The following is a 23,287-nucleotide window of genomic DNA, read 5'->3' on the forward strand; positions in this document are numbered from 1 at the left end:
GCTTTTCGCATGCATATCGATTACCATACCCATCATGAACGCTGCGGCCATGCGGTAGGGAAGCTGGAGGAGTACGTGCAGCGCGGCATAGCGCTGGGGCTTCAGCAGCTTGGGTTATCCGACCATTTGCCGCTCATTCATGTCAATCCGGAGACCTATTATCCTGAAATGGCCATGCCGCTTGCCGAGCTTCCGCGTTATGTGGAGGAATGCCTGACGCTGAAGGAGCGCTACCGTGGTAAGATTGAGCTGCGGGTGGGGCTGGAAGCCGATTATATCGAAGGCTATGAAGAACAGATTCGTGAGCTTTTGTCGCCCTATCCTTGGGATTATCTGATTGGTTCGGTTCATTTTCTCGGGGAGTGGGATATCACGGATCACCGGCAGACCCATGACTGGGAAGGCAAAGATGTAATGGAGGTATACCGCAGGTATTATGATGCTGTGCGGAAGTCGGCGTTATCGGGATTATATGATATTATAGGACATATGGATGTAATCAAACGATTCGGCTATGGTCCGCAGACACCGGAAGGCAAAGCTGAGGTCAGAGAGCTGGAGCTGGATGCGCTGAGGGCAATTGCAAGCAGCGGCATAGCCATGGAGCTGAATGCTTCCGGGCTGAGCAAGCCCTGCGCGGAGATGTTTCCGGCAGAGCATGTGCTGCAGCAAGCGCTGGCACTCAGTATTCCGCTTACCCTGGGCTCTGATGCCCATGATCCGGCAAAGCTGGGAGACGGCTTGCAGGAGGCGCGAAGTCTGCTGTGGCGCACTGGTTTCCGTGAGCTGGCGGTATTCGAAGGACGCCGCCGTACATCCGTCCAGTTTGAACTATAAATTATGATCCCCAGGAGGGTACTATGCATCATCATCAATTGCGTATTTTTTCCGGTTCGTCGAATCCGAAGCTGGCCGCAGATATTGCGGAGCGTCTGGGCGCCCCGCTGGGCCAGATTAAGCTGACCCGCTTCAAGAGCGGCGAGATTTATGTGCATTATGAAGAGAGCATCCGGAACTGTGACGTATTTTTGGTGCAATCCCTCGCACACCCGATCAATGAGCTGTTCGTTGAGCTGCTCGTCATGATTGATGCCGCCAAACGTGCATCGGCAAGAACTGTGAATATCATTGTGCCCTATTACGGATACGCCCGGCAGGAGCGTAAATCTGCTCCACGTGAGCCGATTTCGGCCAAAATGGTCGCGGATGTGCTTACGACTGCAGGAGCGACCCGTGTCATTACCATCGACCTGCATGCAGCAGCTATACAAGGATTCTTCAATATTCCGGTCGATCATCTGACGGCGCTTGATCTGATCAGCGGATATCTGAAGGTGAAGGGACTTTCCGATCTTGTGGTAGTTTCGCCGGATGCCGGGCGCGCTTCCATGGCGGAGAAGCTGGCCAGCCGGCTGGATTCACCGTTCGCGATTATGATCAAGAAACGTCCGGCCCATAACGAATCAGTAATCACGCATGTTATCGGCGATGTTGAAGGACGAACGCCGATTATTATTGAGGATCTGATCGATACGGGCACGACGATTGTGAATGTGGTGGAAGGCCTGAAGGAGCGGGGAGCCAAGAACAGCATCGTGTGCGCAACTCACGGTTTATTCTCCGGTGACGCGCTTGTACGCATGGACCATCCCAATATAGATGAAGTGGTAATCACGGATTCCATCGCGCTTCCGGATGACCATTCCAACCGCTTTAAAGTGTTGTCCGTTGCACCTATGCTGGCTGAGGCAACACGCATTATCATCGAAGGCGGTTCTATAGATAAGTTGTTCAGAGACGCGGGGATTTAATTTCCCGCGTTTTTTTGTTGATGTTCTCATTCATTCCGGTGAACCTCTCACGGCTGCAAGCTTTTTCCCTCCAATGGTTTCCCTTACGCTTGAGAATCTCCCTGCCACATGTGGTATACTATTTGGAGACAGTCGGGACCATAAATGGAAACGAAAGAACGCTTAAGATGGGAGCTCAGGGTGCCGCAAGACGCCGCTCTCCTATTTTTCGTGAGGATAAGGAAGCTTACAAAGGGAGGTGCCTTGCTTCCATGATTGAGAGAACTTCAGAGAATGTTGCGGAAGGCAGTAATGTTATTTCCGTCACTCTGGATGCCAATTTTTTCTTTGAAAGAGCCGTACGGTCGCTGGACCGCTTTCAATATGATAAGGCATTAAAGAATTTTCGCAAAGCTGTTGAATATGAACCGGAAAACCCTGTGAATCATTGCAACATGGCGGGTATATTATCTGAGATGGGCGATTATGAAGCATCGAATGATATTTTGATCCATGTGCTGGAGAAGATTGACCCTGCAATGACGGAATGTCATTTCTATATGGCTAATAATTTTGCCAATATGGAAAGTTTTGAAGAGGCCGAGCGGTCGCTGGTCACGTATCTCGAGGAGGATGCGAGCGGCGAATATCTGGCAGAGTCCGAGGAACTGATGGAGCTGCTGCAATACGAGCTGAACCGCCCTGCCCCGCTGATCCGGATCCGCAGCCGTGAAGGCGTGGTCGAGCATGACCGGGCCCGCACGCTGCTGGAAGAGGGGAAGTTCCCGCAGGCAGTTAAGATGCTAGAGGAGATCACTAAGAATACGCCGGACTTTCTGGCGGCTCATAACAATCTTGCTCTTGCCTACTTCTACATGGGCCGTTTTGCCAAAGCGAAGGAATGCCTGTCCGAGGTGCTGGAGCAGGATCCCGGCAACCTGCATGCGCTTTGCAATATGGCCATCTTCATGCAGTATGCGGGAGACAAGGAACAACTGGCGGTCTTGCTGCGTATGCTTGAGGCGACAGTGCCGTTTCATCAGGAGCATGTGTTCAAAATGGCCACAACGATGGGCATTCTGGGCAGACACAGAACAGCCTATGGCCATTTCCGCCGCCTGCTGAAGGATGAAGAGGTGGGCGGAGACGCTGGTCTCTATCATTATTGTGCAGCGGCCGCCAGCAACAGCAGCCTGTACAATGAAGCGCTGCGCTGCTGGAGACAGGCAGCCAAGCTGGATCCCGAATCGGCTGTGCCGGGCTTCTTCCTGTCACAGCTGCAGGGGGCGCAGGCCGAAGGCAGACCGATGCCTCTTGTCAGCTACAACTACCAGCTGCCATTTCAGGAGCAGCTCAAGCAGTGGCAGGGCAACACGGACAGCTTTACCGAGGAGATGCGGAACAATCCGCTGCTGCGCGCTTCGTTCTTCTGGGCGCTGCGCTATGGTGATGCCAACACGAGGCTGCAGGTGACCGAAGCGCTGCGCTGGATCGAGGACGAAGAGATGTCCGAGGTGCTGAACGGGCTTCTGGCGCAGGAGCCGCTGCAGGAAGATAAGCTGCAGGAGGCGGCGCTGCTCAGCCTGCAGCGGCTGATCGGCAGCAGTCCGGATGCGAGTGCTGCTCCCCAGGAGGAGCTGCCGCCGCTAAGCCATAAAGGGCCGCCGGAATGGAAAGAAGACTGGCAGCGGATATTGGACCATACGGCATCAATGATGGACCGGCGGTATGATGCCATCCAGAAGAAGGACGCCGAGCTCCTATGGAAGCAGTTTGTTAGCGATTTGTATCCCGATGTGCCTTACTTCCGCCATACGGGGGGCTGGGCCGCAGCTCTGGAATATCTGACTGCCAAACTGCATGACCGGCCGATTACCTATCGCGAGGTGGCCCAGCATTATGGGGTTTCTGCCTCCATGGTAAGCCGGTATGCACGCCGTATCAGCAACGAATGTGATATTCCCGGGAGCTTGCCCGGGCAGGAGACCCTGCCCTCGTCAACGGAGAATATCTAGATATTTGCAATATTACTGCAAGGAAATATAAGCAAGGAAGTATAAAGTGAGTATTATACTGCATCCTTTATATTATTCACCTGAAACGCATCTTGGCTTCCTAGAAGCCCTACAGCCGTTTCTTCCAAATAAATAACCCACTTGTAAGGAGGCCAAAGTGATGTACAAAACGATTGTAATCGGAACAGGCCCGGCCGGGCTGACTGCCGCGATTTATTTGGCGCGTGCCAACCTTAGCCCGCTCGTGATTGAAGGCTTGCAGCCGGGGGGACAACTGACAACGACGACAGAAGTGGAGAACTTTCCAGGCTTTCCTGAGGGAATCCTCGGTCCTGACCTGATGGATAACATGCGTAAGCAGGCGCAGCGCTTTGGTGCGGAGTTCAAGAACGGCTGGGTGGAATCCGTGGATTTCTCGCAGCGCCCCTTTAAAGTAACTGTAGATGGACTGGGTGTGCTGGAGGCCGAAACAGTTATTATCTCGACTGGTGCCTCGGCCAGATATTTGGGCATCCCGGGTGAGCAGGAGAATGTAGGACGCGGGGTCAGCACTTGTGCAACCTGTGACGGCTTCTTTTTCCGCAACAAAAAGATTGTCGTGGTCGGCGGCGGCGATTCCGCAATGGAGGAAGCCAGCTTCCTAACCCGGTTTGCCTCCAGCGTAACCTTGGTTCACCGCCGTCCGGAGCTTCGTGCTTCGAAGATCATGCAGGACCGGGCGCGCGACAACAGCAAGGTAGCCTGGGCGCTTAACCGCACGCCGCTTGAAGTAACGGTCGGCGATGCCGGGGTTAAAGGGCTGACAGTCCGCAACAACGAGACAGGTCTTGAAGAACTGGTGGAAGCGGACGGTGTATTTGTAGCCATTGGACACACACCGAACACAGCGTTCCTGGGCGGGCAGATTACTACCGATACCAATGGGTACATTGTGGTGAATCCGGGTACGACGGAAACGAACATTCCGGGTGTTTTCGCTTGCGGCGATGTACAGGATACACGTTACCGGCAGGCAATCTCCGCAGCGGGAACCGGTTGTATGGCGGCGATGGATGCCGAGAAGTTCCTGGAGGGCACCATGGTGCATGACTGGAGCGAAACGCTGGATAAATAAGTACAGCTTCTTCTAAAATATCTATTGAATAGGCAAGCCGGCTGGTCCCTCAATCAGGGACCAGCCGGCTTTTTCTTTTATCTTCAGAGATGTGCGGACCTTCGGATTGAACTTTTTTTCACTTAGTGATTGCAATCACTATTGCCCCCTATCGGCTATGCTAAGCTGTTGTTGAGAAGGATTCTCAGTAGGGAGAAGATGCATATGAACAAAGTGCTGAAGATGGATGAATCCATATTCGAGCTGGTGAGCCGGCATCCCGAGGTTGTGGACATTATGACAGAGCTGGGCTTTCAGGATATTGCCAAGCCGGGAATGCTGCAGACCGCAGGCCGTTTCATGACCTTGTCCAAAGGAATCAAACTGAAGAAAATGAATCCGGACGCCGTAAAGCTGACGTTTCAGCGCCATGGCTTCGAGATTCTTGAATAGAGATTATCTGCAAGACGATATGATAAAAGGAGCGGAATTCCAATGAGTGAACTAATTAACAACCGCGAAGTAGATGTGCCTGAGCAGACACGCCGGCAGGCGATGCTCAAAGAAATTATAAAGGAACTTCATGCCGGGAAAAGTGTGGAAGAGGTCAAAGCACGCTTCGCAGAAGCGGTAGGCGATGTTACGGTGGCGGAGATTTCCGCGATGGAGCATTCACTGATGACGGAGGAGGGTATTCCTGTAGCGGAGGTCCAGCGCCTGTGTTCGGTGCATACGGCCATTTTCAAAGGCTCCATTGAGCAGATTCACCGTTCCTCGAAGCCGGAGGAGCAGCCTGGTCACCCCGTGCATACCTTCAAGCTGGAGAACCGCGAAATCGAACGTCTGGTCAACTTCCGCCTGGAGCTGCATGCCGGTAAGTTTCTGAAGAACGCCAGTGAAGAAATCATCTTCAAGCTGCTGGAGGATCTCAGCCTGCTGCTGGATCTCGACAAGCATTACAGCCGCAAAGAGAACCTGTTGTTCCCGTATCTTGAGAAATACGGAATTTATGGCCCGACCAAGGTTATGTGGGGTGTGGACGACGGCATCCGCGCGATGATAAAAGAGGCTAAAGCTGCACTCAGCCAGTATAACGGCCAAGCCGAGGACATCGGAGTTATGCTTACGAACATCATCCAGGAAGTAAATGAGATGATCTTTAAGGAAGAAAATATTCTGCTGCCGATGGCGCTCGACAAGCTGACCGAAGATGAATGGGTCAAGATAGCCAGAGAAAGCGACGAGATCGGCTTCTGCCTGACTGCACCGGAGCAGGAATGGATTCCTGAGCGTGCTGACGAACCGGAAGGAGCTGCAGTGCAGAGTGAAGCTGTAGGCGAAAGTCCGCAGGGCTTTATCCGTTTCGAGACGGGCCTGCTGTCGCTCCATCAACTGGAGACCGTACTGAACCATCTGCCCGTCGATTTAACGTTCATTGATGAGAATGATGTAGTCCGCTATTTCTCACATGGCAAGGAGCGGATTTTCGCCCGGACCAAAGCGGTTATAGGCCGCACGGTGCAGAACTGCCATCCGCCGCAAAGTGTGCATGTGGTCGAGAAATTACTGGAAGACTTTAAGGCAGGCCGCAAGGATGCCGAGGATTTCTGGATTGCGATTAAGGATAAATTTATCTACATCCGTTATTTCGCCGTTCGTGATGAAGCGGGCCGCTACATGGGTACGCTGGAGTTCACACAGAATATCGCACCGATTCGTGCGCTGGAAGGGCAAAAACGCATATTGTCAGAATAATGACAAGATTGATTTACTACACCTGTTCCTCGCCGGTTAACCCGGCAAATCCACCTGACTTCCCGCCACTAAAGGCCGGGAAGTCTTTTTTGCAACCGCAAAAACCTGTTTTAGTTCTAATTAATCCCGGCTCTGCATTTCTTAACTATGCCATGTGCATTGTCCATGTATCTTGCCTGGCCAATAAATTCATGTGCTCTGGATAGCTTAGCTTTCAAATTAGCCGGGTGTGTCGCCTTTCCTTGACCGCAGAGAAAGCTTCTATTATAGTGGGTACGTAGGATTAACTATTTTAGCATAGAAAAAGGTGGCTTGTTACATGTCTGAAAATATCTACGTTGGCGTGGATTTAGGTGGAACCACGATTAAGGTTGGAATCTGCAATGCCGAGGGGAATCTGCTGCACACTTATGAAGGTCCTACAGGGACTGCGGATGGCGTCGATGCCGTCATCGATAACATCGAGAAATATGTGCGCCAGATTGTGGAGGACTCTCCATACTCTTGGGATCAGCTTGCCGGTGTAGGAGCGGGCCTTGCCGGCTTTACGAACATTCGTGAAGGAATCATCATCCTTGCGCCTAACATAGGTTTTAGAGATGTGCCGATCCGCTCCATTCTGGAGAACCGATTGAACAAGCCTGTGAAAATAGACAATGACGCGAATGTGGCTGCACTGGGCGAAGCCTGGAGCGGTGCGGGACGCGGCATTGAGAATTGCGTCTGCTACACACTGGGAACGGGTGTTGGCGGCGGCATTATCATTAACGGTAAGGTGTATCAAGGATTTGCCGGTCTCGCAGGTGAACTGGGCCATATCTCTGTAGTGCCAGACCTGGAAGCGATCCAGTGCGGCTGCGGCAATATGGGTTGTTTGGAAACCGTTTCCTCTGCTACGGGAATTATCCGTATGGCCAATGATGCTGTAGCACGCGGGGACCGCACCACTCTGTCATTGGTAGAGAAGATTGCGGCGAAGGAAGTATTTGATGCAGCAAAAGCGGGCGACGAAGTTGCAATTCGTATTGTTAACCGTGCAGCGTTCTATCTGGGCAAGTCCATTGCGGCGGTAGCTGCGGTGCTTAACCCTGAAGTGTTTATCATTGGCGGAGGTGTCTCCAAGGCGGGGGATATTTTGTTTGACGAGGTCCGCCGTGTATTCGCCAAGCTGACTCCCGAGCCATTGCAGAAAGGCGTTACCATCGTTCCTGCGGAACTGGGGAATGACGCTGGTATTATTGGGGCTGCCGGCCTTTTGTTGCGTTCTTAATAAGCTGGAATTATTCATATACTAATTTTAGGGAGGGGACGCTTTAATGACCGAATTGGAGCAATCTCCGTCGGCTAGTGCCACCCTGATCATTATTACGGGTATGTCGGGTGCAGGCAAGACCATTGCTGTACAAAGTCTGGAGGACCTCGGGTTCTTCTGTGTCGATAATCTGCCGCCGGTGCTGATCCCGAAATTCGCCGAGCTGATTGAGCAGTCGAAGGGGAAAATTGCCAAAGTGGCGCTCGTAATTGATCTGCGGGGGCGGGAGTTTTTTACGGCTTTGTCAGAGTCGCTGGCCTACATCAAAAACGAGTCAACCATCGGCTGCGAGATTCTGTTTCTGGATGCAACGGATTCTGTGCTTGTCCAGCGCTACAAGGAGAGCCGGCGGCATCATCCGCTGGCTCCCAAAGGGATGCCGCTTGACGGCATCCGGCTGGAGCGCCAGATGCTGGAAGAGCTGAAGGATTCCGCTACACTGTGTCTGGACACCAGCAGCATGAAGCCGGTGCAGTTGAAGGAGAAGATCGTATCGCGGTTTTCGCATCTTGGAAAAAGCACACTCTCCGTTAACATTACCTCGTTCGGATTCAAGTATGGCATTCCGATCGATGCAGACCTCGTATTTGATGTCCGCTTCTTGCCTAACCCACACTATGTGGATCAACTGCGGCCCAAGACTGGCCAAGACAGCGATGTCTACGATTATGTAATGAAATGGCCTGAAACGCAGACGTTTCTGACCAAGCTGCTGGATATGCTTCATTTCCTAATTCCGCAATACCGCAAGGAGGGCAAATCCCAGATTATTATCGGCATCGGCTGCACGGGCGGCAAACACCGTTCGGTAGCGATCGCGGAATATTTGGGCAAAATGCTTGGAGTTAGCGAGACGGAATCCGTAGCGGTTAGCCATCGGGATTCCGAGCGTGATCGGCATTAACGAGAGAAGGGATCATTAGTGGCTGAAGAACAAGGGCAGCGTCCGCGTATCGTCGTGATGGGCGGCGGTACCGGTCTATCTGTCATGCTTCGCGGTTTGAAGGAAAAGCCGCTTGATATTACGGCTATAGTTACTGTGGCGGATGACGGGGGCAGCTCCGGTATTCTGCGCAGCGAGCTGCAAATGCCGCCGCCAGGCGATATTCGCAATGTGCTCACGGCTATGGCTGATGTAGAACCGCTGATGGCGGAGATTATGAAATACCGCTTCAGCAGTGGAGAAGGACTGGCCGGACACAGCCTCGGCAATCTTATTCTTGCGGCGCTTACGGATATCTCCGGTGACTTTGTCACCGCTGTCCGTGAGCTTAGCCGGTTGTTCGCCGTTCGCGGCAGAGTGCTGCCGGCTGCTGGGCACGCTGTGGTGCTGCATGCGGAGATGTCGGACGGCACGATTATTACCGGCGAGTCCAAAATCCCGGAGGCCGGGGGACGGATCAAACGCGTCTTTCTGGAGCCTGCTGATGTGGAACCGCTGCCGGAGGCGCTGGAGGCCATCCGTAATGCAGATGCCATCCTCTGCGGCCCCGGAAGCCTGTATACCAGCATTCTTCCCAACCTGCTGGTGCCGAAGCTGGCGGAGGCTATTGTAGAATCCGAAGCGATTAAGATCTTTGTCTGCAATGTGATGACCCAGCCGGGTGAAACGGATAATTACACGGTCAGTGATCATCTTCAAGCGGTGTATGATCATGTCGGCCTGCACTTATTCGATTACGTTATTGTCAACGACGGGGAGATCCCAGAGCAGGTTCAGGTCAAATATGCGGAAAAAGGCGCCCGCCCGGTGCTGCTTGACCGGGATGTGCTGGACGGCAACGGTTATAAGGTCATTGCGGATAAGCTAGTCTTATTCAAGACTTATCTCCGGCATGACACGAATAAACTCAGTCACCATATTTACCAGTTAGTGAAGGACTGGAAATCCAGATAGTTCTGGTTTGATTTTTGGATGAACATGAAAGAGGTGAGCCCCTTGTCTTTTGCGGCCCTTACAAAAAAAGAGCTGACGATGGTGGAGAGCCAGCCTTGCTGCGAGAAAGCGGAAATGTCAGCGCTGATCCGAATGAATGGTTCGGTGCAGCTTTCGAGCAAAAAGGTAGTTCTCGACATTTCGACGGAAAACGCCGCGATTGCAAGGCGGGTATATTCCTTACTTAAGAAATATTACCAGGTCCATATCGAGCTGCTCGTGCGTAAAAAAATGCGTTTGAAGAAGAATAACGTTTATATCGTAAGAATCCCAAACCGTGTTCAGGAGATCCTGAAGGATTTGCGGATTGTTTCCGAAGGTTTCATCTTTACCGATGGGATCGACAAGGAAATCGTCGGTAAGAACTGCTGTAAGCGCGCATATCTGCGTGGTGCATTTATGGCGGGGGGATCGGTCAACAACCCGGAAGGTTCTTCCTACCATCTGGAAATCGCCTCCATGTATGAGGAGCACTGCAAAGCGCTGGTGGATCTGGCTGGGGAATTTCACCTGAACGCCCGATGCATAGAGCGCAAGAAAGGCTTTATCCTATATATCAAGGAAGGCGAGAAAATCATTGAATTTCTCAGTCTGATTGGAGCGCATCAAGCGTTGTTTAAATTTGAGGATGTGCGGATTATGCGTGATATGCGTAACTCCGTGAACCGGATCGTCAACTGTGAAACAGCGAATTTGAACAAAACGATTGGCGCTGCGGTGCGGCAAATTGAGAACATCAAGCTGCTGCAGCGTGAAGTGGGACTGGAAAGCCTGCCGGATAAGCTGCGCGAGGTCGCTGAAATCCGTTTGGCACACCCGGACATCAACCTCAAGGAAGTGGGCGAGATGCTGAAGGGAACGGTCAGTAAATCCGGTGTAAACCACCGTTTGCGCAAAATTGACGAGCTGGCTGATAAGCTTCGGGGAAGCTGATTATTTTTTTTCTAGTGTGGATGAGGTTATAATGATATAATATTATAAAATTAATGTGAAATTTTTGGGCAGATCTCAAATAGGGGGTAAGCGTTTCATGACAAAGCACCCGGTAGTTGTACGGTTGAAGACGGGGCTCCACGCTCGGCCGGCAGCATTGTTCGTGCAAGAAGCTAACAAGTTTTCGTCGGAGATTTTCGTGGAAAAAGACGATAAAAAGGTTAACGCCAAAAGCATCATGGGCATTATGAGCCTGGCGATCAGTTCCGGCACGGAGATTTATATTAGCGCGGATGGCGCCGATGCGGATCAAGCTGTAACCGCTTTGACTAGTCTTGTAAGCAAGGAAGAGCTTGAGAACCAATAATCTTGCAAGTTCTTACTTATTTGTACACCAGAAACGTTGCTGCGCTCCCTCTCCGGGAGACGGCCAGTTTAAAAAGCCCCTTTGCGGGCTTTTTTTATTACCTTGTTTAGGGAATTTGAATTTGATGAGACTAGAAGGAGAATGAGCATGCACAATCAGGTGACTTTAGCAGAGCCGACAGTAGAGCTGGCGCCGCAGTACTTGGCATTTTACGAAGAATGGCTGGCAGGCGGAGAGATATTCGTCCCTTGGGTAATTGGCATTGATCCCACCGACTTCGCGGCTATGGTCCGGTATTTGCAGGATAACGCGGATGGCGTAAATCTTAAAGAAGGCTGGGTACCTAGTTCTACATACTGGTTGGTGAATGCCGATTCCAAAGTGGTGGGTGCAGTAAATATAAGGCATCGCCTGACTGAGAAACTGCTTCAGAGCGGGGGACATATTGGATATGGGATACTTCGCTCTGAGCGGCGCAAGGGATTGGCAACCGAACTTCTGAGACAGGCGTTGCTGAAGGCGGGCGGGCTTGGGATTGCCAAAGCGCTTGTCGTTTGCGATGACAGCAATATCGCTTCCGAACGGACGATCCGCAGAAACGGCGGGCTGGAGGATAGTTCATACATCGAAGAGGACGGCAACGTGATCCGGAGGTTCTGGATCGAGACGTGAAATGCAGGCGGAATGTAACCTCTGCAAATTTTTTCTTCAAAAGCCTTGGGGGATATGCAACTTTTGCCAAGCAGTTCCGTCTAGAGGGTACCAACAATTTTTGGAGAATGAAAGGGGATGGCAAGGATGAAGAAATGGGGCAAAACAGTCGGTACCGTATTGCTGGCGGGAAGTTTATTGGTAGGGGGTACGGCGTTAAGCGGAGTGCTCCTGGCTCCTGAAAAGGCTTACGCTGCTGAGGACGTGCAGAGAAATGTCGTTAGTGTTGTAGGTAAAGGCGAGCTTTCGATCAAGCCGGATATCGTGTATCTGTCGATTGGCGTCAGCACTTCTGCTGCAACAGCTGAAGAAGCACAGAAGTCCAATGGAGCCAAAATCACCAAGCTGACCAACCTGCTGAAAAAAACCTGGGGTATTGCGGATAAGGATATTCAGAGCACCCAATTTTATGTGCAGCCTAATTACGCCTACACTGAAAAAGACGGTCAACAGGTTAAGGGTTATAACGCCCAGCACACGCTGCAAGTCTCTTACCGCGATCTGACTAAGGTCGGGGGACTGCTGGATGCCGCTTCTACAGCGGGAGCGAACAACATCGGAAGTGCTCGGTTTGCCATTGAGGATCCTTCTGCATTCGAAGCACAGGTTATTGAGAAAGCAATGGCTAATGCAGATGTGAAGGCAGCTGCGATTGCCAAAGTGGCCAAACGCAGTCTGGGCCAGGTCGTTACGGTAATCCAGAACGATGACGGTAATAATCCTGTTGTCTATATGGAGAGTGCCCAAATGTCCAAAGCATCGGCCGATATGGCTGCAGGCACTTCGGTTGAAGCGGGAGAGGTTAAAGTATCTACCCAGCTTAGTGTAATGTACGAGCTGAAATAAGTAGCAACGGGTGAGGCGTTGCTTCCGCTGTGATGGCGGAGGCAACGCCTCTTTTTGCTTTTGAAGTACAGAAGCAGGTGTGAAATCTCTCAATTTGTTTAAAGTAATGTAATAAGACTCGTAATATTTGCAGGGAAACTTTAAGAAACTGTAAGGAGCGTTGTAACAACCACGGTTGCTGTTTATTCTATAATGGGAAGAGTCAATCATCGTATCAGCGGAAGGGGAAAAAAGTATGAAGTATATGTCGAAAGAACAGGCCCGGAAATGGGGCGCAGGATTAATGGCAGCAGGATTGCTGCTGGGCGGAGCTCTTCTGCCTGCAGAGACGAGCCAGGCCGCAGCGGCCAAGACACAGGCTAAGGTCAATTCATCACTTGTTGTATTAAAAACAAACGGAACGATTTCACAGCATACCGGGATCGTAAGCGCAGGAAAAGTATGGGTGCCGGTTGCTTTTATGCGTGATTCTCTGGGTATGCCGTTGACTTATGATAAAACGGAGAAAACTTATACGATCGGGAACGGAATTACACGAACCAAGCTGATGGTCTCCGATTACGGCACCTCCATCACGGTCAATAATTATTTCCTGGGAGAGTTTGAAGGCAAGATTATAAATAACCGTCTGTATGTTCCCTTTGATCTGCTTAGCGATTATTTGGGCTATAAGGGGGATTGGAATGCTGCCTCCGGACGGTTAAATGTGATAAAGAAAACACAAAATCCGATTACGGTAACGACTGAAACTTACAGCAAGGACTACAAGGACGCGCCGATCAAGCTGGATTACCCGCAAATCAGCGGTTTGGACAATGCCAAAGCGCAGGCAGCGATTAATAATACCCTTAAGCAGACGTTCCTAAAGTATGCGGAAGGGGCTGAGAAAGAAATTGCGATTAGAGCCAAAGATGACCGCCCCTATGAATACGAAGGAGGATACGTGGTTACGTACAATCAGGACGGGGTGCTCAGCCTTGTGACCAGCCAGTATGGGTATACCGGCGGCGCTCATGGAATGACCTACCGTAATGCCTTTACCTTCTCACTCAAGGACGGAAAGCAGCTATTGCTTGGAGATTTATTCGGAGCCAACCCCAACTATAAAAAAGAGCTTAATGCAAAGCTGGCGAAGCTGCTGAAAGCGGATGGCGGGTATCTTGGCGGCTTCACCGGCCTGAATACGGAGAAGGATTTCTATTTGAAAGACGGCAAGGCGGTCCTTTTCTTCCAGCTGTATGAATACACTGCGTATGCTGCCGGATTCCCTGAGTTTACTTTCACGTTCAAGGAGCTGCTCCCCAGCGGAAGCAGTCCATTTGCCGCATTGAAGTAAATACAGTGACCTGACTGCGAATCCGCCAATGCCGGATACGGACATTTCTCCGTTACCGGATCACCTAACCGTTCATAAGCTAAAGGAGAAACCAGCTTAGGAGCGGGGAGGGAAAGTAACGATGAGTATTCAGTATACGGCGATTGGCGATTCGTTAACGACAGGATTTGGAGCTCTGCCGGGCAATGGGTTTGTTCCGGTCTACCGCCGGATGGCCGAGGCGCGGCTGCGGGTACCGATCGAATTATCCAATTTGGGAGTCAATGGTTTGACCACAGATGGATTGGAGCAAAGGCTGAAGGCGGATTACAACTATCGGCTTGCCATCAGCGAGGCCGAATTGATTACGATGTCCATTGGCGGCAACGATTTGATCAAGTCGGCCAAAGCGGCGGCCGGCCGGCCGGGCGATCTGGCTCCGGTACTGCAAAAAGCGCTACGGGAATGCAAGCGTAATTTGAATGACATTATGGGCACGCTTTCGCAGTTGAAGGCGGGCATGCGGAGACCCTATATTATCAGAATAGTAGGACTGTATAACCCCTATCCCCAGTTGACGGAAGCGACGGATTGGGTGCGGCAGTTTAACCGCTATGCTGCGGGATATAGCAGCCCGGTATGCCGGTTCGCCTCTATATATAATGAATTTGCCGGCAACGAGCGCGGGCTGCTGTCAATAGATCATTTGCATCCTAACGGAAGAGGTTACCGTGTTATCGCCGGGAAGCTGGATGCGTTGGGGTATGGGCGTCTGGGTTAATTCTTCATCAATAGAATAATGCACCTGGACTATAAAACAGCAAAAGAGGCTGGCGGGGATCACTTAGTGGTCCCAACCAGCCTCTTTGTTGTTGCATGTATTAAACGCCGGCAGGCAGCGTTTTCTCGATAACTTTATCGACAATACCATATTCAGCTGCTTCAGCTGCAGTCATGAAATAGTCGCGGTCGGTATCCTTTTCGATCCGTTCCAGCGGCTGTCCTGTGCGCTCGGACAGAATGCGGTTCAGCTTGTCGCGCAGCTTGAGGATGCGGCGGGCGCGGATTTCGATGTCCGTAGCCTGACCTTGAGCACCGCCCAGAGGCTGGTGAATCATAATTTCACTGTTAGGGAGTGCAAAACGTTTGCCTTTGGCACCGGCGTTCAGCAGGAAAGCTCCCATCGAAGCGGCCATACCTACGCAAATCGTCGATACATCCGGTTTGATGTACTGCATTGTATCAAATATAGCCATACCCGCTGTAATGGAGCCACCAGGGCTGTTTACATACAGGTGAATATCCTTCTCCGGATCCTCGGCAGCCAGAAACAGCATTTGCGCGATGATGGAATTGGCTACCACGTCATTAACCTCCGTTCCAAGGAAAATGATGCGGTCCTTCAGCAGGCGGGAATAGATGTCATAAGCGCGCTCACCGCGGTTGCTCTGTTCTACTACCATAGGAATATAACTCACGTGGAAAACCTCCTTGAATTGGTTCTTCGAATGTGTTCATTTTTACTGTTACCGTATTAACCACATGATAAACAAATTCAAACAAAAAGTCAAAGAAAGTCAAACTTAGTTGCAAAAAAAGAGCCATCACCTGGCTCTTTGGTTAATTATTAGTATAGGTGTTGCTAAATTATAGACAAATAAGAAAAAAATGGCGCGCCCGCCAAGAATCGAACTTGGATCTCAGGCTTCGGAGGCCTACGTCATATCCATTGGACCACGGGCGCAACAGAAATTATTATAATACACTTATTATTCAAATGCAATGGGTTCATCCTGTTGTTTAGAAAATATCTTTCCCCGGATCTCTGTGATGATGTATAAGATGAAAAGAGGTTGAGAATTATACTCTCGGGAGACTTGCACTCCGCGTAATATTTGGGTAGAATATGGGTGGGACTTAAAAAGTTAACCCGGGACATTTTGAGACCACGAACAAGGGAATAGAGAAAGACGAAGTTGCAGGAGTGAAAGTATGCGTAATTTATTAGAAATCCAAAAGCAGCTTCTGCCTGATCTCATGGAAACCCTTAAGAGACGGTACACGATTCTACATCAGATCATGCTGTCCGATATTATCGGACGCAGGACGCTCGCCGCTTCGCTTGATATGACTGAGCGGGTACTGCGCGCCGAGACGGATCTTCTGAAATCGCAAGGGCTCATTGAGATCGAGAGTGTCGGCATGCGCATCAGCGATGCCGGGCGCAGACTGCTTGACCTGCTGGAGCCGATCGCCAAGAGCTTGTTCGGCCTGGATGATCTGGAAGAGAAGATTCGCTCAACGTACGGTCTTAGTAAAGTCATAGTAGTGCCTGGCGATTGTGAGACATCGTTGTTTACCAAACGTGAGCTGGGCCGGGCAGGCGCCAAAGCGTTGCTGGGTGTGCTCCGTGCAGGCGATACGATTGCTGTCACCGGCGGTTCGACACTGGCCGAAATGGCCGATCAGCTGACACCGCCGTTATCCCATTCCTATAAGAACGCCTGGATTGTTCCGGCGCGCGGAGGACTTGGGGAAAGTATGGAGATTCAAGCTAATACCATTGCTTCGACGATGGCCAAACGGCTTGGAGCCAATTATCGGCTGCTGCATGTACCCGATCTGCTCAGCGGAGATGCTTATCAATCGCTGGCGCAGGACTCCAATATTGGAGAAATCGTGCAAATCATCCGTAGATCGCGTATTATTGTTCATGGAATTGGCGATGCCATTGAAATGACCCACCGCCGTAAGCTTGATGAGACTACGGTCTCGGAAATACAGGAAGAAGGCGCGGTTGCCGAATCGTTCGGCTACTATTTCAATGAAGACGGCCAGGTTGTCCATACCATGCTGACGATGGGACTGCGACTGGAGGATATTATCCGGACGGAAGTTGTCATCGGAATCGCCGGAGGCAAACGCAAGGCGAAGGCCATTCATGCGATGCTGCGGTTTGGGCAAGAGGATATACTCGTCATAGACGAGGCAGCGGCTGTCGAAATCGGCAAAGAAATTGACGCACAAATACAGCAGGTCCTATAGCATCCAGTTTCTGGAGAGCATTCGCAGTTATTTTGCATTATACTTAACATTGTTGTCTTGACAAGCTTAACGGCCTGTCTTGAATAAATAAAACGAAATCTAGGAGGAACTATTCAATGAGTGTAAAAGTTGGTATTAACGGTTTTGGACGTATTGGACGCCTTGCATTCCGCCGTATTCAAAATGTAGAAGGTATCGAAGTGGTAGCAATCAATGACTTGACTGATGCTAAGATGCTTGCTCATTTGCTTAAATATGATACAACTCAAGGTAAATTCCAGGGTGAAGTTGAAGTTCACGACGGATTCTTCAAAGTAAACGGCAAAGAAGTTAAGGTTCTGGCTAACCGCAACCCTGAAGAACTTCCTTGGGGCGACCTCGGTGTTGACATCGTTCTGGAATGCACAGGTTTCTTCACAACTAAAGAAGCAGCTGAGAAACACTTGAAAGGCGGAGCTAAGAAAGTAGTTATTTCCGCTCCAGCTACAGGCGACATGAAAACTGTCGTTTACAACGTTAACCATGACATTCTGGATGGTACTGAAACAGTTATCTCCGGCGCATCTTGCACAACTAACTGCCTGGCTCCAATGGCAAAAGTGCTGAACGACAAGTTCGGCATCGTTGAAGGCTTGATGACAACTATCCACGCTTACACTGGTGACCAGAACACTCTTGATGCTCCACACGCTAAAGGCGACTTCAGACGTGCCCGTGCTGCTGCTGAGAACATCATCCCTAACACTACCGGTGCTGCTAAAGCCATCGGCCTGGTTATTCCAGATCTGAAAGGCAAACTTGACGGAGCTGCTCAACGTGTGCCTGTAGCTACAGGTTCCCTGACTGAGCTGGTTACTGTCCTTAACAAGAGCGTTACTGTTGAAGAGCTGAACGCAGCAATGAAAGAAGCTTCCGATCCAGAAACTTACGGCTACACTGAAGATGAAATCGTATCTTCCGACATCAAAGGCATGACTTTCGGTTCCCTGTTCGACGCAACACAAACTAAAGTCCTGACTGTTGGCGACAAACAACTGGTTAAAACTGTTGCTTGGTATGACAATGAAATGTCCTACACTGCACAACTTGTTCGCACTTTGGAACACTTCGCTAAACTTGCTCAATAAGATCGTTTTTATATAAGCAGCATCTATAGAGCGGAAACAGAAGTTCCTTGTTTCCGCTCTTTCTAAATGGATTCGTGAGTGAACCAATATGGGTGTGGAGGAAACTAATCATGAACAAAAAGAGCGTCCGTGATGTAGAAGTAGCAGGCAAACGCGTATTCGTACGCGTCGATTTCAATGTGCCAGTGGAAGACGGTAAAATCACTGATGATACACGTATCCGCGAAACACTTCCAACGATTAAATACCTGATCGAGAACGGTGCAAAGATCATTCTGGCCAGCCATATGGGCCGTCCTAAGGGTCAATTCGTTGATTCCATGCGCCTTACCGGTGCTGCTGTACGTCTGTCCGAGCTGCTCGGCAAACCAGTTGCCAAAGCTGATGAGGCGATCGGCGATGCTGTTAAAGCACAAATTGCTGAACTGAACAACGGTGATGTACTTGTGCTTGAGAATGTCCGTTTCTATCCGGGTGAAGAAAAGAACGATCCTGAACTGGCTAAGCAGTTCGCGGAACTGGCTGACCTGTTCGTCAACGACGCATTCGGCGCAGCTCACCGTGCACATGCTTCGACTGAGGGCATCGCTCACTTCCTGCCGGCTGTATCTGGTCTTCTGATGGAGAAAGAATTGTCTGTTCTGGGGAAAGCTCTTTCGAACCCTGAGCGTCCTTTCACTGCCATCATCGGCGGTTCCAAGGTTAAAGACAAGATCGACGTTATCGACAACCTGCTGACTTTGGCTGACAATGTACTGATCGGCGGCGGCCTTTCCTATACATTCACTAAAGCTCAAGGCTTCGAAATCGGAAATTCCTTGGTAGACAACGACAAACTTGATGTTGCTCTTGGATTTATCGAGAAGGCTAAAGCACTGGGCAAAAATTTCGTACTTCCGGTTGACGTAGTTGTAGCCGATAAGTTCGGCGCAGATGCCAACACCAGAATTGTTGATACAACTGACATTCCTGCGGGTTGGGAAGGTCTGGACATCGGTCCTAAAACTCGTGAGATTTATGCCGATATCATCAAAAACTCCAAGCTGGTTGTATGGAACGGACCTATGGGTGTGTTCGAAATCGACATCTTTGCTGAAGGTACAAAGGCTGTAGCACAGGCTTGTGCGACAACCGAAGGTTACACTGTAATTGGTGGCGGTGATTCCGCAGCTGCAGCAGAGAAATTCCACCTGGCTGACCAAATGGATCATATCTCCACTGGCGGCGGCGCATCACTCGAGTTCATGGAAGGCAAGGCACTTCCTGGCGTAGAAGCACTGAACGACAAGTAAGACGTAGAAGGTAGAAGGAGGCAATCCATTACTATGAGTAGAACACCTATTATCGCCGGGAACTGGAAGATGTTCAAAACCGTTCCGGAAGCAGAAGGCTTCATCACTGAAGTCAAAGGCCAAGCAGAAGTAGCAGGCGTAGAGACTGTTGTTTGCGCTCCATTTACTAACCTGCCAGCACTGGTAGCAGCAGTAAAAGGCACAAGCATCAAGATCGGTGCACAAAACCTGCACTTCGAAGATAACGGCGCTTATACAGGCGAAATCAGCGGTGTAATGCTGAAGGACCTTGGCGTTGATTATGTTATCATCGGGCACTCCGAACGTCGCGCTTATTTTGGCGAAACGGACGAAATCGTCAACAAAAAGATGCATGCGGCATTCCGTCACGGCATCACTCCAATTGTTTGTGTAGGCGAAAAGCTTGAAGAGCGCGAAGCTAATCAAACAAAAGATGTGTGCAAAGTTCAAACCGAAGCTGCATTTGCCGGTCTCAGTGCCGAACAGGCTGCTCAGGTGGTTATCGCCTATGAGCCTATCTGGGCGATTGGCACAGGCAAATCCTCCACTTCCCAGGATGCCAACGAAGTTATTGCTTATATCCGTACCCTTGTAAAAGGTCTGTATGATGAAGCAACTGCTGAAGCTGTGCGTATTCAATACGGCGGTAGTGTGAAGCCTGAGAATGTAACGGAGTACATGAGTCAAAGCGACATCGACGGCGCTCTTGTCGGCGGTGCCAGCCTGCAGCCAGCTTCCTTTGTTTCACTCGTTGAGGGGGCGAAGTAAGAATGTCAGCACCAAAACCTGTAGCATTAATCATCATGGACGGTTTCGGTTTGCGCAATACGACTGAAGGCAACGCTGTTGCTCAAGCCAACAAGCCTAACTATGACCGTTATCTGAAACAATATCCGAATACCACACTGACCGCTTGCGGCGAGGCTGTAGGTCTGCCGGAAGGGCAAATGGGTAACTCGGAAGTAGGACACCTTAACATCGGTGCCGGACGTATCGTATATCAGGATTTGACCCGGATTGACAAGTCTATCCGTGACGGAGAATTCTTTGATAACGAAACGCTGGTTGCTGCTGTAAGAAACGCCAAATCAACCGGCAAAAAGCTTCATCTGTATGCACTGGTCTCCGACGGAGGCGTACACAGTCATATCAGCCACCTGTTTGCCATGCTTGATCTGGCCAAGAAAGAGGATATGCACGAAGTGTATATTCACGCATTCATGGATGGCCGCGATGTACCTCCTGACAGCGGACAAAAGTTCGTTCAGGATCTCGTAGCCAAGATTGAAGAGGTTGGCGTAGGTAAGATTGCTACGGTATCCGGGCGTTACTTCGCAATGGACCGTGACAAACGCTGGGAGCGTGTAGAGAAAGCCTATCGTGCTATGGTATATGGCGATGGTCCGAAATATACTGATGCCCTGCAGGCGATCACAGCCTCCTATCAGAATTCCGTGTATGATGAATTCGTTGAGCCTAGTGTTATTGTAGACAGCAACGACAAGCCGGTTGCGGTAGTGGAAAGCGGTGATTCTGTTGTGTTCCTGAACTTCCGCCCTGACCGTGCGATTCAGTTGTCCCAAGTCTTTACCAACTCGGATTTCCGTGGTTTTGACCGGGGTCCTTTGTTCCCGCAAGGCCTGCACTTCGTATGTCTGACTACATTCAGCGAAACGGTGCAGGGCTTCGTGGCCTACTCACCGAAGAACCTGGATAATACCTTGGGTGAAGTGCTGGTACAGCAGAACAAGAAGCAATTGCGTATTGCGGAAACTGAAAAGTACCCGCATGTAACCTTCTTCTTCAGCGGCGGACGCGATGAAGAGCTTCCTGGGGAAACCCGCATCCTGATCAACTCTCCTAAAGTAGCAACTTATGATCTTCAGCCTGAGATGAGCGCATACGAAGTGGCGGCGGCCTGCGTAGCGGAAATCGAAGCGGATAGACAAGATGCTATTATCCTTAACTTTGCGAATCCTGATATGGTTGGACACTCCGGCATGCTGGAACCAACAATCAAGGCCGTTGAAGTGACGGATGAATGTGTGGGTAAAGTTGTGGATGCCGTTGTAGCCAAAGGCGGCGTGGCAATCATCATTGCCGACCACGGCAATGCGGATATGGTGTTTGACGAGAACGGACGTCCATTCACGGCTCATACTACCAACCCGGTTCCTTTCATCGTAACTACCGAAAATGTTGTGCTGCGCGAATCCGGTATCCTTGCTGATGTGGCACCGACGATTCTGGATTTGATGGGACTTCCGCAACCAGCGGAAATGACCGGACAATCTATGATCGCCAGCCGTAAATAAGCAGGATTTAAGCTTCACCATCAATACCAAAACCCATGATAAAAGGAGATTAACTTACATGACTATTATTTCTGATGTTTACGCTCGCGAAGTCCTCGACTCCCGCGGTAACCCTACTGTAGAGGTTGATGTTTATCTGGAATCCGGTGCTAAAGGCCGCGCTATCGTTCCTTCCGGCGCTTCCACTGGCGCTCATGAAGCTGTAGAGCTTCGTGACGAAGACAAAAACCGTTACCTGGGCAAAGGCGTTCTGAAAGCTGTTGAGAACGTAAATGAAATCATCGCTCCTGAAGTAATCGGTATGGACGCTCTTGACCAACTGGGCATCGACAAATTGATGATCACTTTGGATGGTACTCACAACAAAGGCAAACTCGGCGCTAACGCAATTCTGGCTGTATCCATGGCCGTAGCCCGCGCTGCAGCAGCAGCTCTGGATGTACCTTTGTATGTATACCTGGGCGGATTCAACGCTAAACAGCTTCCAGTACCAATGATGAACATCGTTAACGGCGGCGCACATGCCGACAACAACGTAGACGTTCAAGAGTTCATGGTTCTGCCAGTTGGCGCACCTAGCTTCAAAGAAGCTCTGCGTACAGGCGCTGAAATCTTCCACGCTCTGAAATCCGTATTGAAAGCTAAAGGCCTGAACACAGCAGTTGGCGACGAAGGCGGATTCGCTCCTAACTTCACTTCCAACGAAGATGCACTGTCCTCCATCATGGAAGCTATCGAAAAAGCCGGTTACAAACCAGGCGTTGATGTATTCCTTGGTATGGACGTTGCTTCCACTGAGTTCTTCAAAGATGGCAAATACCACCTGGAAGGCGAAGGCAAATCCTTCACACCAGCTGAATTTGTTGACCTGCTCGCTTCTTGGGCTGATAAATACCCAATCATCACCATCGAAGATGGCTGCTCCGAAGATGACTGGGAAGGCTGGAAATTGCTGTCCGAGAAACTCGGCAACAAAATCCAACTCGTTGGCGATGACTTGTTCGTAACCAACACTGAGCGTCTGGCTAAAGGTATCGAAGAAGGTATCGGTAACTCCATTCTGATCAAAGTTAACCAAATCGGTACTTTGACTGAAACCTTCGATGCTATCGAAATGGCTAAACGTGCAGGTTACACTGCAGTTATCTCTCACCGTTCCGGTGAATCCGAAGACAGCACCATCGCTGATATCGCTGTGGCAACTAATGCCGGCCAAATCAAAACAGGTGCTCCTTCCCGTACAGACCGTATCGCTAAGTACAACCAATTGCTTCGTATCGAAGATGAACTGGGTGAATTGGCTCAATACAACGGCCTGAAATCCTTCTACAACCTCAAAAGATAATTATTTTTGAGTCAAGCTTTTCAAAGAGTCTGCCGATTTCGGGCAGGCTCTTTTTTTGTTTGGAATTGC

Annotated in this window: 22 protein-coding genes and 1 tRNA gene; 21 read left to right on the plus strand and 2 right to left on the minus strand. The window is 50.4% G+C overall.

Features of this window, described 5'->3' with window-relative positions:
• The first annotated feature begins 9 nt into the window (after positions 1 to 9).
• From hisJ to AC3WT9_RS31220, 15 genes are all read left to right on the plus strand, one after another.
• Entirely contained in the window at positions 10 to 837 is an 828-nt protein-coding gene (gene hisJ, locus AC3WT9_RS31150; RefSeq protein WP_341377007.1) for a histidinol-phosphatase HisJ, read from the plus strand.
• A gap of 23 nt (positions 838 to 860) precedes the next feature.
• Positions 861 to 1,811, plus strand: coding sequence for a ribose-phosphate diphosphokinase (locus tag AC3WT9_RS31155; RefSeq protein WP_341089136.1), 951 nt, complete (start codon positions 861 to 863; stop codon positions 1,809 to 1,811).
• A gap of 251 nt (positions 1,812 to 2,062) precedes the next feature.
• The gene (locus AC3WT9_RS31160; protein ID WP_341377008.1) at positions 2,063 to 3,805 is read left to right on the plus strand and encodes a tetratricopeptide repeat protein; all 1,743 of its coding nucleotides are present in this window, start codon (positions 2,063 to 2,065) and stop codon (positions 3,803 to 3,805) included.
• Positions 3,806 to 3,965: 160 nt separating this feature from the next.
• Positions 3,966 to 4,919: a thioredoxin-disulfide reductase gene (gene trxB / locus AC3WT9_RS31165; protein WP_038584642.1), complete on the plus strand. Its 954-nt coding sequence runs from the start codon at positions 3,966 to 3,968 to the stop codon at positions 4,917 to 4,919.
• Positions 4,920 to 5,123: 204 nt separating this feature from the next.
• Positions 5,124 to 5,351, plus strand: a complete 228-nt coding sequence (locus AC3WT9_RS31170) for a DUF1858 domain-containing protein (protein WP_038584645.1) — start codon at positions 5,124 to 5,126, stop codon at positions 5,349 to 5,351.
• 42 nt (positions 5,352 to 5,393) lie between these two features.
• Positions 5,394 to 6,653 (plus strand): DUF438 domain-containing protein, encoded by a 1,260-nt coding sequence (locus AC3WT9_RS31175; protein WP_341089139.1) that lies wholly within the window; start codon positions 5,394 to 5,396, stop codon positions 6,651 to 6,653.
• Between the two features lie 319 nt (positions 6,654 to 6,972).
• Positions 6,973 to 7,923: an ROK family glucokinase gene (locus AC3WT9_RS31180; RefSeq protein WP_341089140.1), complete on the plus strand. Its 951-nt coding sequence runs from the start codon at positions 6,973 to 6,975 to the stop codon at positions 7,921 to 7,923.
• Positions 7,924 to 7,969: 46 nt separating this feature from the next.
• Complete coding sequence (gene rapZ / locus AC3WT9_RS31185; RefSeq protein WP_076113245.1) at positions 7,970 to 8,869, plus strand: RNase adapter RapZ; 900 nt, start codon at positions 7,970 to 7,972, stop codon at positions 8,867 to 8,869.
• A 57-nt stretch (positions 8,870 to 8,926) separates the two neighbouring features.
• A complete protein-coding gene (locus tag AC3WT9_RS31190) occupies positions 8,927 to 9,862 on the plus strand; it encodes a gluconeogenesis factor YvcK family protein (protein ID WP_179091833.1) in 936 nt (311 codons plus the stop codon).
• A gap of 42 nt (positions 9,863 to 9,904) precedes the next feature.
• Positions 9,905 to 10,834 (plus strand): DNA-binding protein WhiA, encoded by a 930-nt coding sequence (gene whiA / locus AC3WT9_RS31195; RefSeq protein WP_341097504.1) that lies wholly within the window; start codon positions 9,905 to 9,907, stop codon positions 10,832 to 10,834.
• Positions 10,835 to 10,931: 97 nt separating this feature from the next.
• Positions 10,932 to 11,201, plus strand: a complete 270-nt coding sequence (locus AC3WT9_RS31200; protein ID WP_019914358.1) for an HPr family phosphocarrier protein — start codon at positions 10,932 to 10,934, stop codon at positions 11,199 to 11,201.
• Between the two features lie 147 nt (positions 11,202 to 11,348).
• Complete coding sequence (locus tag AC3WT9_RS31205; protein ID WP_341089141.1) at positions 11,349 to 11,873, plus strand: GNAT family N-acetyltransferase; 525 nt, start codon at positions 11,349 to 11,351, stop codon at positions 11,871 to 11,873.
• Between the two features lie 126 nt (positions 11,874 to 11,999).
• Positions 12,000 to 12,758 (plus strand): SIMPL domain-containing protein, encoded by a 759-nt coding sequence (locus AC3WT9_RS31210; RefSeq protein ID WP_341089143.1) that lies wholly within the window; start codon positions 12,000 to 12,002, stop codon positions 12,756 to 12,758.
• 235 nt (positions 12,759 to 12,993) lie between these two features.
• On the plus strand, positions 12,994 to 14,094 hold the full coding sequence (locus tag AC3WT9_RS31215; protein WP_341089144.1) for a PdaC/SigV domain-containing protein: 1,101 nt from the start codon (positions 12,994 to 12,996) through the stop codon (positions 14,092 to 14,094).
• Between the two features lie 121 nt (positions 14,095 to 14,215).
• On the plus strand, positions 14,216 to 14,854 hold the full coding sequence (locus AC3WT9_RS31220) for a GDSL-type esterase/lipase family protein (RefSeq protein ID WP_341089146.1): 639 nt from the start codon (positions 14,216 to 14,218) through the stop codon (positions 14,852 to 14,854).
• Positions 14,855 to 14,954: 100 nt separating this feature from the next.
• Here AC3WT9_RS31220 and clpP read toward each other — a convergent pair whose 3' ends face one another.
• Positions 14,955 to 15,551, minus strand: a complete 597-nt coding sequence (clpP, locus tag AC3WT9_RS31225; protein ID WP_341089147.1) for an ATP-dependent Clp endopeptidase proteolytic subunit ClpP — start codon at positions 15,549 to 15,551, stop codon at positions 14,955 to 14,957.
• A gap of 191 nt (positions 15,552 to 15,742) precedes the next feature.
• Positions 15,743 to 15,817, minus strand: a tRNA-Arg gene (locus tag AC3WT9_RS31230).
• Between the two features lie 248 nt (positions 15,818 to 16,065).
• Here AC3WT9_RS31230 and AC3WT9_RS31235 point away from each other — a divergent pair.
• The 6 genes from AC3WT9_RS31235 (at position 16,066) to eno (ending at position 23,218) form a co-directional block, all read left to right on the plus strand.
• A complete protein-coding gene (locus tag AC3WT9_RS31235) occupies positions 16,066 to 17,118 on the plus strand; it encodes a sugar-binding transcriptional regulator (RefSeq protein ID WP_341377010.1) in 1,053 nt (350 codons plus the stop codon).
• Between the two features lie 116 nt (positions 17,119 to 17,234).
• Positions 17,235 to 18,245 (plus strand): type I glyceraldehyde-3-phosphate dehydrogenase, encoded by a 1,011-nt coding sequence (gap, locus tag AC3WT9_RS31240; RefSeq protein WP_038584677.1) that lies wholly within the window; start codon positions 17,235 to 17,237, stop codon positions 18,243 to 18,245.
• 110 nt (positions 18,246 to 18,355) lie between these two features.
• Positions 18,356 to 19,537 (plus strand): phosphoglycerate kinase, encoded by a 1,182-nt coding sequence (locus AC3WT9_RS31245; RefSeq protein ID WP_341089150.1) that lies wholly within the window; start codon positions 18,356 to 18,358, stop codon positions 19,535 to 19,537.
• Between the two features lie 33 nt (positions 19,538 to 19,570).
• Positions 19,571 to 20,326 carry a triose-phosphate isomerase gene (tpiA, locus tag AC3WT9_RS31250; protein ID WP_341089151.1) on the plus strand — a complete coding sequence of 252 codons (756 nt, stop codon included), beginning with the start codon at positions 19,571 to 19,573 and terminating at the stop codon, positions 20,324 to 20,326.
• A 2-nt stretch (positions 20,327 to 20,328) separates the two neighbouring features.
• Positions 20,329 to 21,873: a 2,3-bisphosphoglycerate-independent phosphoglycerate mutase gene (gpmI, locus tag AC3WT9_RS31255; protein WP_341089152.1), complete on the plus strand. Its 1,545-nt coding sequence runs from the start codon at positions 20,329 to 20,331 to the stop codon at positions 21,871 to 21,873.
• Between the two features lie 58 nt (positions 21,874 to 21,931).
• Complete coding sequence (gene eno / locus AC3WT9_RS31260) at positions 21,932 to 23,218, plus strand: phosphopyruvate hydratase (RefSeq protein ID WP_038584689.1); 1,287 nt, start codon at positions 21,932 to 21,934, stop codon at positions 23,216 to 23,218.
• The last annotated feature ends 69 nt before the right edge of the window (positions 23,219 to 23,287 follow it).

Source organism: Paenibacillus sp. EB106-06-01-XG199 (genome assembly GCF_058791575.1).